Genomic DNA, 11,509 nt, shown 5'->3' with positions numbered 1-11,509 from the left:
GCACCGCCGGGGCCGGCCCGTACGGGGCCCGGGGCGGCCGCGGCGAGGGTGGTGTGCGCGGCCTCAGACGTTGGATATCTGCTCGACCGGTTCGGAAGCGGAGTGCGACCTCTCCATCGCTTCGCGGAACCGTGCGTACCCGGCGAGTTCGGTGACATCACCGGCTGTGCGGTTACGGGCGGCCCAGCTTCCCCATATCGCCGCTCCGAACGCAGCGAAAAGCGGAATCAACAACCAGGCGAGTGCTGCCATGCCGACCTCCCTACCCGATGAGCGGTCGCAACTGACCGATCAGCAGATTAACCATCCGGAGGACCAACGCTCACGGCCGGGGTGCGGTTACGCAAATCGGGGTGGATGCCCGCCGTTCCGGTTTGCGCTCAGCAGGCTCCGACCCACTCCTGCGTGCCGTCCGAGAAGCGCTGGTGCTTCCAGATCGGAACCTCGTGCTTGAGGTCGTCGATGAGCTTGCGGCAGGCCGCGAAAGCCTCCGCGCGATGGGGGCAGGAGACCGCCACGACCACCGCGAGATCACCCACTCGCAGGTCACCCACTCGGTGGACCGCCGCCAGGGCCCGGACCGGGAAGTCCGCGACGACCTTCTCCGCCACCCGGCGCAGCTCGTCACCGGCCGAGGGGTGGCACGAGTATCCGAGGGCGTCGACGTCCTGGCCGCCGTCGTGGTCGCGCACGGTGCCGACGAAGAGCGCGGTGCCGCCCGCGGCGTCGTCGCCGACCGCCCCGAAGACCTCGTCCACCGACAGCGGCGTGTCACGGATGTCCAGCAGCCGGATCGGGTCCGGCGCCGCCTGCTCACCCGGGTGGTCGTACGTGAGTGCCATGGCCCCATCGTGCCGTACCGCACCGACAACAGGGAATTGCCCATTCACCCGGCGGGCCGCATCGCCCCTTGGAGCCTCGTACAGCCGGCGGCCCGCGGGCGCCGCCGCCCTCAGATGCGGCGGCGGGCCTTGCGGGCGCGGCGGACCAGGGCGGCGGTGCCGAGCAGGGCGACGGTCGCACCGGCGGCTCCGGCCGCGGTGGCGTCCTTGCGGCCGAGGCGGCGGCCGGCGACGGTGTGGCGCCCCTCCACCTCCTCCAGGAGCGCGGCGAGCACCTCCTCGTTGGTCCAGCTCGGGCGCCACCCCACGTCGTGCAGCCGGCTCACGCTGACCACCCAGGGGTGCATCGTGTACGCCAGGTCGCCCGCGGGCGAGGGGGTGAGACCGATCCGGTGCAGCCGGGCGGCGGCGCCGAGGGCGACCGCGGAGGGCAGCTCCATCCGGCGCACTCCGCTCAGCTCCTCGACCTCCTCCTGTTCGAGCCAGCCGTCGCAGCCGACCGCGAACTCCCCGTCGATCTTCTCCAGCGCCGCGTACTCCAGCGCCGTGACCAGGTCGTCGACGTGGCAGAACTGCCAGGCGGGCCGGGAACCGGCCACGACCAGCAGCCGGGGCGACTCGAAGTAGCGGGTCAGCGCGGTGTCCGTGCCGCCGACGAGCACGGTGGGGCGGACGACGGTGACCTGGAGCCCGGGGTGGGCGCGCGGCGCGCGGCGGCCGAGCCGTTCGATCTCCAGCAGGTCGCCGACGCCCGTGGCCTCGGCGGTGGCCCGCAGCTCGGCGTCCTCGGCGAGCGGGAGGTCGTTGTCGGGCAGCGCCCCGTAGACCATCGCGGAGGTGCACAGGACGACGCGGTGCACGCCGGCGGCCGCGGCGGCGGTCAGCACGGTCTGGGTGCCGCGCACGTTGTAGGCGGTGCGGGCGGCGGGGTCGGTCTCCAGGTCGAGGTCGAGCGCCAGGTGCACCACGACGTCCGCGCCGCGCAGCTTCTCGGCGATGGCGGGGTCGCGCACGTCGAGCAGGTGCCAGGTCGCGTCGGAGACGTCGCCCCGGCGCTCGTCGATGGCGATGACCTGCTTGATCTCGTCGGACGCGGCGAGGCGCGCGGTGAGGAGTTCACCGACGCCCTTCGCGGCTCCGGTGACGGCCACGACGGGGCCGCGGCTTCTGGGGCGGCCGGGGAGGGACGTGTTCTCGGGGTTCTTCTCGGGCGATGGGTCGGCCAGGTTTCGCGCTGCGCGAACCTGCGGATCTGGGGAACTCACCGGGCGTCTCCAGCGGTTGTCTTCAGTACGTACCCGCGTGACACGTACGTACCAGGTGGCGTCCATCCTGCCGCAGGGCCGGTGGGGACGGAGCACTGAGGCCCTGAGCGGACTTGGTGTCTACGCTGGATGGTGATGTCGGGCAGTCGCCGTCGGTTCCCACCGGCGGCCCTACGAGCCGAGGAAACCCGTGAGTGACACCCCATTCGGATTCGGCCTTCCGCCGGAGGAGCCGGACGACGGCGACAAGGGCAAGAAGAACGACCCCACCGGAGGTGGGCAGGGTTCGGGCGGTCCGGCGAACCCGTTCGGCTTCGGCCCCGGCGCGGGCGGTGACAACCCCTTCGCCGCCATGTTCGGCTCGATGAACCCGAACGATCTGGGCGCCGCGTTCCAGCAGCTCGGCCAGATGCTGAGCTATGAGGGCGGTCCCGTCAACTGGGACATGGCCAAGCAGATCGCCCGGCAGACGGTGTCGCAGGGCACGCCGGACGGCTCCAAGGACGCGAGCGTGGGCCCGGCCGAGCGCGCCGCGGTCGACGAGGCGCTGCGGCTGGCCGACCTCTGGCTGGACGGGGCGACATCGCTGCCCTCCGGTTCCATCTCCAGCGTGGCGTGGAGCCGCGCGGAGTGGGTGGAGGCGACGCTTCCGGCCTGGCAGCAGCTGGTCGACCCGGTCGCCGAGCGTGTGGGCCTCGCCATGGGCGATGTGCTGCCCGAGGAGATGCAGGCGATGGCGGGCCCGCTGATCGGCATGATGCGGTCGATGGGCGGCGCGATGTTCGGCCAGCAGATCGGGCAGGCCGTCGGCGTGCTGGCGGGCGAGGTGGTCGGTTCGACCGACATCGGGCTGCCGCTGGGCCCGGCCGGCCGGGCCGCGCTCCTTCCGCTGAACATCGAGCGCTTCGGCAAGGACCTGAGCGTCCCGCAGGACGAGGTGCGGCTGTACCTGGCGCTGCGCGAGGCCGCCCACCAGCGGCTCTTCGCCCATGTGCCGTGGCTGCGCTCGCATCTGTTCGGCGCCGTCGAGGGCTATGCGCGCGGCATCAAGGTGGACACCAGCAAGCTGGAGGACGTGGTCGGCCAGTTCGACCCCTCGCAGCCCGAGCAGTTGCAGGAGGCGCTGCAACAGGGGATGTTCCAGCCGGAGGAGACCCCGGAGCAGAAGGCGGCCCTGGCCCGGCTGGAGACGGCGCTCGCCCTCGTCGAGGGCTGGGTGGACGCCGTGGTGCACGCCGCAGCGAAGTCCCGCCTGACCTCCGCCGACGCGCTGCGCGAGACGATGCGCAGGCGCCGCGCTTCCGGCGGCCCCGCCGAGCAGACGTTCGCCACGCTCATCGGCCTCCAGCTGCGTCCGCGGCGGCTGCGTGACGCCTCGCGGCTGTGGGCCTCGCTCACGGACGCGCGCGGGCTGGACGGGCGCGACGCGCTGTGGGAGCACCCCGACATGCTCCCGACCGCGCACGACCTGGACGACCCGGACGGCTTCGTCCACCACGAGCAGCTGGACTTCTCCGAGCTGGACAAGATGCTCGGCGAGGCGGCGAACGGGCCGCAGAAGCCGGCGCCCGGGGCGGACACCCGGGACACCCAGGACACCCCGGACACCACCGGCGACGCAGATGGCGACGGCAAGGACGACAGCAAGGGCGACGGCAAGGACGACACCGACAAGTGAGCCTGCACGACGAAGCCGTCCTCGTACTGAAGGGCTACGAAGCCGGGGACGACCCGGCCCAGGAGGAGCTGCGCCAGGCATACCTGGAGCACCTGGCGCTGCATCCGGACGGCATGTGGAAAGCCTGCGGGGCCGGGCATCTGACGGCCAGCGCCCTGGTCGTCGACCCGGAGCGCGGCCGGGTGCTGCTCACGCTGCACCGGAAGCTGCGGATGTGGCTGCAGATGGGCGGCCACTGCGAGCCGGGAGACGCCACACCGGCGGATGCGGCGCTGCGCGAGGCGACGGAGGAGTCCGGCGTCCCCGGGCTGACCCTGCTGCCGGGCGGGCCGGTGGTCCTCGACCGTCACCCGATCCCCGCCCCGTGCCATTGGCACCTGGACGTCCAGTACGCGGCGCTGGCACCGTCGGGCTCCACGGAGCGGATCAGCGAGGAGTCCCTCGACCTGCGCTGGTTCCCCTACGACGAGGTGGCCGGCGTCGCCGACGCCTCGGTGGTCCGGCTGGTGGAGCGGACGCGCGCGGCGCTCGAAGGCGGCCGGTAGCCGACCGTACGACGTCATCGGTAAGGGGCGGCCTCCCGGGAGGCCGCCCCTTACCGATGGTGGTTATTGACGGCGGTGTGGCTCAGTTCCAGGAGTTGTTCTGGTTCTGGCCGTGCGCGCCGTGCTGGCCCACGCCGAACTGGGCGGCGAGGCCCTGTCCGATCTGGGCGTTCTGCGGCGGTAGCAGCTCGCTCGGCTGCACCAGGGCGAAGCCCTGTCCGAGGAAGCTGAGCTCCCACCCCTCCCCCGTGTTGCCGCGGCGGCGGAAGACACCCGAGGAATGCGTCTGGGCCTGCATCTGCACCCGCAGGGAGCTGGACCAGGCGACGATCGCGTCGGCGTCGGCGCTGACGTACTTGTCGGGCGTGACCTGCATCATCAGCGGCTGGCCCGAGGTCATCAACGCGACCTTGCCGGTGCCGGAGATGTTGAGCTGGTACTTGCCGGTGCCCGAGATGCCGTACTGGCTGTCCACGGCGATGACCTCGGTGTGCAGCCCGGAGTCGAGCGCCAGGACGTAGGAGCTGTCGACCGTCAGGCCGTCGTGGTCGACATCCACCACGTGGACGTACTGTGCCAGGTTGGCGAGGTAGACGGTGCCCTGCCCGGAGCAGCGCATCAGGTCCAGGCCCTCGCCGGTGCGGGAGCGGGCGAGGAGCTGCGCGTTGGACTGGTACTCGGCGTCGAACTCCATCAGCCCCTGGTAGGCGACCATGGCGCCCTTGCGGGCGAGGACGTCGTCGTGGCCGGTCAGTGAGACCCGCAGGAGCTGCGGGTTCTGGACCGTGTACCGGTCCTGCGACTGCTGTTCCGTGTAGTTGAAAAGCGGACTCTGCATGGTGTGTTCTCCCTCCCCGTCAGTTCCGGATCCGCAGGCGGTCCGTACTGTCCTCGCTCGGCTGGACCACGACGATCCCCTGGCCGGAGAAGGCCATCTGGAACGCCTCGCCGCTGCCCCGCCCGATGAGCGAGGATGCCTTGAAGCTGCGCTTCCCCTTCACCTTGAGGTTCGGGGACCAGGCCACGAGGGCGTCGGGGTCGACGTACGTCTCGTCCTCGCCGCGTCCGCAGTCGACGACGATCGGCGTGCCGCGCGAGGTGATCGCGACCCAGCCGGTCCCCGAGATGCAGACGTTCCACAGGCCCTGGCCGGCGAACTTGGCCAGCCCCTTGACCCGCTCGACGCCCCAGGTCAGGTGGCCGTCGAAGGCGAGGACGTTGGTGCCGTTGACCGAGAGGGAGTCGTTGTTCAGGTTGATGACGACGACGTCGGCGCCGTAGTCGGCGAGGTAGAGCAGCCCGTCCCCGGAGCACTTCATCAGGGGCGCGCCCTCGCCGGTGATCCACTGCGAGGCGATCTGGCGGACTGCGGGCGGGTTGGGCTCGTACTCGATGAAGCCCTCGTACGCCACCATCGAACCGGTGCGCGCGTAGAGGTCCTGGCCGGTCGCCATGGCGACCTTCAGCATGGAATGGCCGTGGTTCTCCATCCGGGCCGTGACAGGGGTCGGGACGTAGCCCGCGAGTTGCTGGTTCATGACGGGCTCCCTCAGACCTCGTAGGGCTGGACGACGATGAAGTTGCCGGGGGCGCCCCGGAACTGGAGGTTCACGGTCTCCCCGCTGTGTCCGGGGTACGCGTTGCGGCGCAGCCGGACCTGGCTGGAGACGATCACCTGGGACGCGGACGACCAGGCCACCACGGCGTTGCAGTCGGCGAAGGTGGTCGGGGTGACCGGCAGGACCACGGGGGTGCCGTGGGTCTTGACGACGATGGTGCCGGTGCCCTGGAACTGCATGGTGAACAGGGCGCCACCGGGAATGCCGTGCCCCTCGATCCTGCGGACCTCGTACTGGAGCGACTCGTCGAAGGCGAGGACGTTCTCGGCGGAGACGCAGATGCCGTCGCCCTGGAGCTCGATGGCGTGCAGATGGGTGCCGTCCTCGGCGAGGAAGACCTGTCCGCGGCCGGTGCAGCGCATCAGCTGCATTTCCTGGCCGGTGGCGTTACCGACGATGCGGCCGGCGAAACCCGCGCCCTTGTAGCCGAAGTCGACCTTGCCCTGGTACATCACCATGCTGCCCTGCCGGGCGAGCACTCCGGCGCCGCCGCTCATGGTGAGGTCGACCCGCATGAGCTGGCTGTTCTGCGGGGTCCAGCGCTGACCGGTGGCGGTCTCCTTGTACGGCTGGAGCGCGGCCAGCAGCCCGGCGCCGGGCTGCGGAACGCCTTGCGGCACGCCCTGCTGCCCGCCCGGCGGCATCCCGGGAGGCTGCTGCCCGTACGGGGCCGGGGCCGGCTGTCCGTACGGTGCGGGGGCCTGTCCCGGGACCTGGCCGAACTGCGGCTGCTGGGGCGGCTGCCCGAACTGCTGCTGACCGGGCTGCCCGGGCTGCCCGTAGGGGGGCGGTGGCGGGGGTGGCGGGGGTACGGTGCCGCCCGGCGGGGTCATGGGGGCCACGATCGTCGGCGCGGCGTGCATCTGCTGCTGGGCGGCGGGCATCTGCGGCTGCGGGGCGGGAGCCGGAGCGGGCGGGGCGCCGAATGACGGTGCGGGCTGCGGTGCCTGGGGCACCTGCGGTGCGTCCGGGGCGCCGAACGACGGGGGCGGGGACGCCTGGGCGGGCGGGGCGAACGACGGTGCGGCGGTCTGCGGCTGCGGGGCGGCCGGTTCCTCCTCGGCGACCTCGCCGCCGAAGTTCTTCAGCAGCGCTTCCAGGCCGCCGTCGAAGCCCTGGCCGACCGCGGCGAACCGCCAGACGTCCTTGAGGTAGAAGTCGCCCAGCATGACCGCGCGCTCGGTGCTGAACTCCGACCCGGTGAACGCGTACCTGACGACTTCCTCACCGCCCGCGACGATCCGGATGTAGCCGGGGCCGACCTGCGACATCTGCCCGGCGCCGTCCACCGTCGCGGTGAACGACAGCTTGTGGATGTGCGCCGGAATGCGGTCCAGGGTGACGCGGAACGACTCGTTGTCACCGGCCTGGGCACCGAGGAGCTGAATGGACTCCTCGGGGGATTTCGGCTGGTTGAAGAAGATGAAATAACGGTCGTCGGAGAGCTGCTCATTGGCATCGAGCCCGAAGCAGCTGATGTCAAAGGTCAGTCCCGGGCCGGCGATCTGCACCCCTACGTACAGGTCCGTCCCCGGCGTGAGATCGCTGATCTTGGCCTTGTGGCCGCGTTGGAATTCCCTGGCCATGCGTAACGACCGTCCCCCATCCGGAAGGTGAATGCGTCGCGTCAGGCTATCCGCAAACTCCGACATCGGACGAAGCCGGTACAGACCCGGTACAGAAGCTCCGGACGTTACTCGCCGCGCGCGGCCGGCAGGTGCGGCAGCCGGTCGGCCGCCACCACCCCTTCCAGAAAGCCGCGCGCACGTTCGGTGCGCGGATAGGCGTCGAGCAGCCGCCAGAAACGCGGACCGTGCCCGGGCACCAGGAGGTGCGCGAGTTCGTGGACGAGCACGTAGTCCACGACGTACTCCGGCATTCCCTGCAGCCGGTGCGACAGACGGATGCTGCCCTCGGCCGGAGTGCAGGAGCCCCACCGGGTGTTCTGGTTGGTCACCCACCGCACCGATACGGGCCTGGCCCGGCCCTCGAAATACTGGGCGGACAGGCGCTCCGCACGTTCGGCGAGCTCGCTGTCGCCGATGATCCGCCGGTTCTCCTGGGCCGCGAGCTTGTCGAGCATCACGCTCACCCAGCGCTGCTCCTCGGCCTCGGACATCCGGGCGGGAATCAGCACGATAGTGCGATCGCCCTCCCGGTACGCGGAGACCGTCCTGCTGCGACGGGCGCTCCTGCGGACCTCGACGGCGCTCGTCGCCGAGGCGCGGCGGGCATGGTCCGCGGCACTGCGCCGGTGGGTTCCGGCGCCGGGCGCGGCGGGCTCCCCGGCGGAGCCGGGCGACGGGTCGGCGGGCACGGCACGACGTTACCCGTTGCCAGGGCGGGAAGTCCCGCCCCGAGAACGGTTCCGCATGATCGGCTCCACGCCTTGCACCATTTGAACGACTAATGCCCACGCCTGTGGATAACTTTCCGCACGTCTCGGCGATCCGCTGCATTCTGGCAATGCAAGTCACACAGCAGACACAGACACAGACACAGACACACCACAGTCGCAGACGCACAGTCGCAGACGCAGACGCACAGACGCACAGACGCACAGACGCACACAGACCGGGGGAAGCCGTGCATCCGATGTTGAAGCCCGCACTGCGCCGCGCATGGCGCGGCCGCGAAACCGTGCAATTCGGAGTAACGCCCGCGCATGCGGTGAAGGTGGGCCCGATGGATATCGCGACGGGCTGTTTCATGGAACTGCTCGACGGGACCCGGGGCATGCCTCTGCTGCGCGAGGAAGCGAAGTCCATGGACCTGAGCGAGCGTCATGTGGACGCGCTGGTCATGCGGCTGATGGACGCCGGTCTGGTCGACGACGTCCGGGCAGGCGGTCCGGAGGCCGACGCCCTGCGGAAGAGGACGGACACCATGGAGCGCCACCGCCCCGACCTGGCGTCACTCTCCGTCGTGCACCCCGAGCCCGGCGCGGCGATGCGCCGGCTGGCCGCCCGCCGCTCGATGCGCGTGCAGGTACGGGGCGCGGGCCGGGTCGGCGCGGCCGTCGCCGCGGTGCTCTCCGGAGCGGGCGTGGGGCGGGTCGAGGTGCTGGACGGCGGATGCGCGGAGCCCGGTGACGTGGCGCCGGGCGGGCTGCCCGCCTCCGCGGTCGGCGAGCGCAGGGACATGGCGGCCCGGCAGCTGGTACGCCGCTCGGCCCCCGGCCCGGTTCAGCGGGCGTCAGGTGCGGGCGCCGGTCCGGCCGGCCGGGAGCCGGGCCTGTCCCTGATCGTGGTCGCCCCGCGCGACGGCCTGTCCGGGTACGTCCCCGAGCCGGGGACGGCCGAACCATGGATCTCCTCGGGCACACCTCATCTGTACGCCGGGGTGATGGAGGCCACCGGATTCGTCGGGCCGCTGGTCCTGCCCGGGGGCACGGCCTGTGCCGGCTGCCTGCATCTGAACCGGCGGGACCGGGACCCCCAGTGGCCGCGCATGCTGGCGCAGTGGCAGTCCGGGCGTCGCGGTGCCGTGCAGGCGTGCGACCTGGGGCTGGCGACGGCGGTGGCGGGGCTCGCGGCGGCGCACGCGCTGGCCTTCCTCGACGGTGAGCTGCCGGCGAGCACCGGGTCCCGGTGGGAGGCGGCGCTGCCGCTGTTGGACTGGAGGTCGGAGCGGATCGGGGCTCACCTCGACTGTTCCTGTGGGGCCGCCGGTCACACTGAGGGGGTCCGCGCCTCCGGAGCCGGCAGGGCGCACGACACAATGGCCGGGTAACCGCCGCACGCAGCGCGGCAGTCTGGGACTTGGAGGGGCATATGTCTGATCTTCCCCGGAAGGCGGTCACCCGAACCGCCAAGCTGGCCGCGCTGCCTTTGGGGTTCGCCGGCCGCGCCACCTGGGGCCTGGGCAAGCGCATCGGCGGGAAGTCCGCGGAGCTGGTGGCCCGCGAGGTGCAGCAGCGCACCGCCGACCAGCTGTTCAAGGTGCTCGGTGAGCTGAAGGGCGGGGCGATGAAGCTCGGCCAGGCCCTGTCGGTCTTCGAGTCCGCGCTGCCCGAGGAGGTCGCGGGCCCCTACCGTGCGGCCCTCACCAAACTCCAGGAGGCCGCCCCTCCCATGCCGAGCGGCACGGTGCACGCGGTGCTGGCGGAGCGGCTGGGCGAGGACTGGCGGGAGCTGTTCCTGACGTTCGACGACAAGCCGTCGGCCGCCGCCTCGATCGGGCAGGTGCACCGGGCGGTGTGGCACGACGGCCGGGACGTGGCGGTGAAGGTGCAGTATCCGGGCGCGGGTGAGGCCCTGCTCTCGGACCTGACCCAGCTCAGCCGGTTCGCACGGCTGCTCGGCCCGCTGGTCCCGGGCATGGACATCAAGCCGCTCATCACGGAGCTGCGCGACCGGGTGTCGGAGGAGCTGGACTACGAGCAGGAGGCGCGCTCGCAAGAGGAGCACGCCCTGGAGTTCGCGGACGATCCCGACGTGGTGGTCCCCGGGGTGGTCCACCAGTCCGCCCAGGTGCTGGTCACCGAGTGGATCGACGGTATCCCGCTGGCCGAGGTGATCTCCGGGGGAACAGCCGGACAGCGCGACCGGGCCGGTCAGCTGCTGGCCAGGTTCCTCTTCTCGGGCCCCGCGCGCACGGGCCTGCTGCACGCCGACCCGCACCCGGGCAACTTCCGGCTGCTGCCTCCCGCCTCGCCGACCACGACGGCCACGACGGCCACGACGGCGGAGAACGACGAGACCGGGGAGGCCGGGGAGGCCGAGGTAACCGAGAAGGCCGGGGAGGTGACCGACGACGCGGCTCAATGGCGGCTGGGGGTCCTCGACTTCGGGACGGTGGACCGGCTGCCGGGCGGGCTGCCGCAGACCATCGGGGACGCGTTGCGGCTGACGCTCCGGGGGGACGCCGACGCGGTCTACGAGATGCTGCGGGCGGAGGGGTTCGTCAAGGACTCCATCGACCTGGAGGCGGACGCGGTTCTCGACTACCTCCTGCCGATCATCGAACCGGCCGAGGTGGAGGAGTTCACCTTCAGCCGGAGCTGGATGCGCCACCAGGCCGCCCGGATAGCCGATCCTCGCTCCCCCGCCCACCAGTTGGGCAAGCAGCTGAACCTGCCGCCCTCCTACCTGCTGATACACCGGGTGACGCTGAGCACGATCGGCGTGCTGTGCCAGCTCGGCGCCACGGTCCGGCTGCGCGACGAATTGGAGGCGTGGCTCCCGGGGTTCCTCCCGCCCGAGGAGACGGAGCACCAGGAGCAGGGCCAAGCCCCCACGGCGGAGGAGCAGTTGAGCGACGAGCCCGCGGCGGAGGGCCACACGGCGGAGGCCCGCACGGCGAAGCGCCTCACCGCCGGCGAGCGCGCGGCGGAGAAGCCCGCGACCGGCAAGCCCGTGGCGGCCGAGCCCGTGGAGGACCTCGCGGCGGATGACCTCGCACCGGATGACCTCGCGGCCGGCGAGCCCGTGGCCGGCGGCGCCGAGACGGTGGATGCCGGGTAGGCGGTACCGCGTAGCCGGTAGCCCGGGTGCCCCCTACCCGGATTTCCCGGACTAGGCGGATTAGCCGGATCAGGTGAATGCCAGGCAGCCGGACG

Annotated in this window: 11 protein-coding genes; 4 read left to right on the top strand and 7 right to left on the bottom strand. The window is 71.7% G+C overall.

Going from position 1 to position 11,509, the window contains the following annotated elements; all coding sequences use genetic code 11:
• Positions 1 to 63: 63 nt before the first annotated feature.
• The 3 genes from E6R18_RS11970 to E6R18_RS11960 form a co-directional block, all read right to left on the bottom strand.
• The gene (locus E6R18_RS11970) at positions 64 to 252 is read right to left on the bottom strand and encodes a hypothetical protein (protein WP_136316868.1); all 189 of its coding nucleotides are present in this window, start codon (positions 250 to 252) and stop codon (positions 64 to 66) included.
• 128 nt (positions 253 to 380) lie between these two features.
• Positions 381 to 842, bottom strand: a complete 462-nt coding sequence (locus tag E6R18_RS11965; protein WP_136316867.1) for a molybdenum cofactor biosynthesis protein MoaE — start codon at positions 840 to 842, stop codon at positions 381 to 383.
• Between the two features lie 110 nt (positions 843 to 952).
• Complete coding sequence (locus tag E6R18_RS11960) at positions 953 to 2,107, bottom strand: SDR family oxidoreductase (RefSeq protein ID WP_136316866.1); 1,155 nt, start codon at positions 2,105 to 2,107, stop codon at positions 953 to 955.
• 190 nt (positions 2,108 to 2,297) lie between these two features.
• Between E6R18_RS11960 and E6R18_RS11955 the strand changes: the two genes are divergently transcribed.
• Complete coding sequence (locus E6R18_RS11955) at positions 2,298 to 3,785, top strand: zinc-dependent metalloprotease (protein WP_136316865.1); 1,488 nt, start codon at positions 2,298 to 2,300, stop codon at positions 3,783 to 3,785.
• Complete coding sequence (locus E6R18_RS11950; protein WP_136316864.1) at positions 3,782 to 4,330, top strand: NUDIX hydrolase; 549 nt, start codon at positions 3,782 to 3,784, stop codon at positions 4,328 to 4,330. Before E6R18_RS11955 ends, E6R18_RS11950 begins: the two co-directional genes overlap by 4 nt.
• An 82-nt stretch (positions 4,331 to 4,412) precedes the next feature.
• Here E6R18_RS11950 and E6R18_RS11945 read toward each other — a convergent pair whose 3' ends face one another.
• The 4 genes from E6R18_RS11945 to E6R18_RS11930 all read right to left on the bottom strand — a co-directional run bounded on the left by E6R18_RS11945 (position 4,413) and on the right by E6R18_RS11930 (position 8,266).
• Positions 4,413 to 5,168, bottom strand: coding sequence for an AIM24 family protein (locus E6R18_RS11945; protein WP_136316863.1), 756 nt, complete (start codon positions 5,166 to 5,168; stop codon positions 4,413 to 4,415).
• Positions 5,169 to 5,187: 19 nt separating this feature from the next.
• Complete coding sequence (locus tag E6R18_RS11940) at positions 5,188 to 5,868, bottom strand: AIM24 family protein (RefSeq protein ID WP_136316862.1); 681 nt, start codon at positions 5,866 to 5,868, stop codon at positions 5,188 to 5,190.
• A gap of 11 nt (positions 5,869 to 5,879) precedes the next feature.
• Positions 5,880 to 7,535, bottom strand: a complete 1,656-nt coding sequence (locus E6R18_RS11935; RefSeq protein WP_136316861.1) for a TerD family protein — start codon at positions 7,533 to 7,535, stop codon at positions 5,880 to 5,882.
• Positions 7,536 to 7,642: 107 nt separating this feature from the next.
• Positions 7,643 to 8,266, bottom strand: a complete 624-nt coding sequence (locus tag E6R18_RS11930; RefSeq protein WP_136316860.1) for a M48 family metallopeptidase — start codon at positions 8,264 to 8,266, stop codon at positions 7,643 to 7,645.
• A gap of 269 nt (positions 8,267 to 8,535) precedes the next feature.
• Between E6R18_RS11930 and E6R18_RS11925 the strand changes: the two genes are divergently transcribed.
• Both E6R18_RS11925 and E6R18_RS11920 read left to right on the top strand, forming a co-directional pair.
• Positions 8,536 to 9,681, top strand: a complete 1,146-nt coding sequence (locus E6R18_RS11925; protein ID WP_168712329.1) for a ThiF family adenylyltransferase — start codon at positions 8,536 to 8,538, stop codon at positions 9,679 to 9,681.
• A 41-nt stretch (positions 9,682 to 9,722) separates the two neighbouring features.
• A complete protein-coding gene (locus E6R18_RS11920; RefSeq protein WP_240799701.1) occupies positions 9,723 to 11,414 on the top strand; it encodes an AarF/ABC1/UbiB kinase family protein in 1,692 nt (563 codons plus the stop codon).
• Positions 11,415 to 11,509 lie beyond the last annotated feature (95 nt).

This window comes from Streptomyces sp. A1277, assembly GCF_004795015.1.
Taxonomy (GTDB): Bacteria; Actinomycetota; Actinomycetes; order Streptomycetales; family Streptomycetaceae; genus Streptomyces.
Note: the sequence above shows the minus strand (reverse complement) of the source record. Positions and strands in the feature narration are given on the sequence as shown.

Excerpts from the sequence above, each read along its gene's own strand:
- E6R18_RS11970 (WP_136316868.1), bottom strand. The coding sequence starts at position 252 with ATGGCAGCACTCGCCTGGTTGTTGATTCCGCTTTTCGCTGCGTTCGGA.
- E6R18_RS11935 (WP_136316861.1), bottom strand. The coding sequence starts at position 7,535 with ATGGCCAGGGAATTCCAACGCGGCCACAAGGCCAAGATCAGCGATCTC.
- E6R18_RS11965 (WP_136316867.1), bottom strand. The coding sequence starts at position 842 with ATGGCACTCACGTACGACCACCCGGGTGAGCAGGCGGCGCCGGACCCG.
- E6R18_RS11920 (WP_240799701.1), top strand. The coding sequence starts at position 9,723 with ATGTCTGATCTTCCCCGGAAGGCGGTCACCCGAACCGCCAAGCTGGCC.
- E6R18_RS11940 (WP_136316862.1), bottom strand. The coding sequence starts at position 5,868 with ATGAACCAGCAACTCGCGGGCTACGTCCCGACCCCTGTCACGGCCCGG.
- E6R18_RS11945 (WP_136316863.1), bottom strand. The coding sequence starts at position 5,168 with ATGCAGAGTCCGCTTTTCAACTACACGGAACAGCAGTCGCAGGACCGG.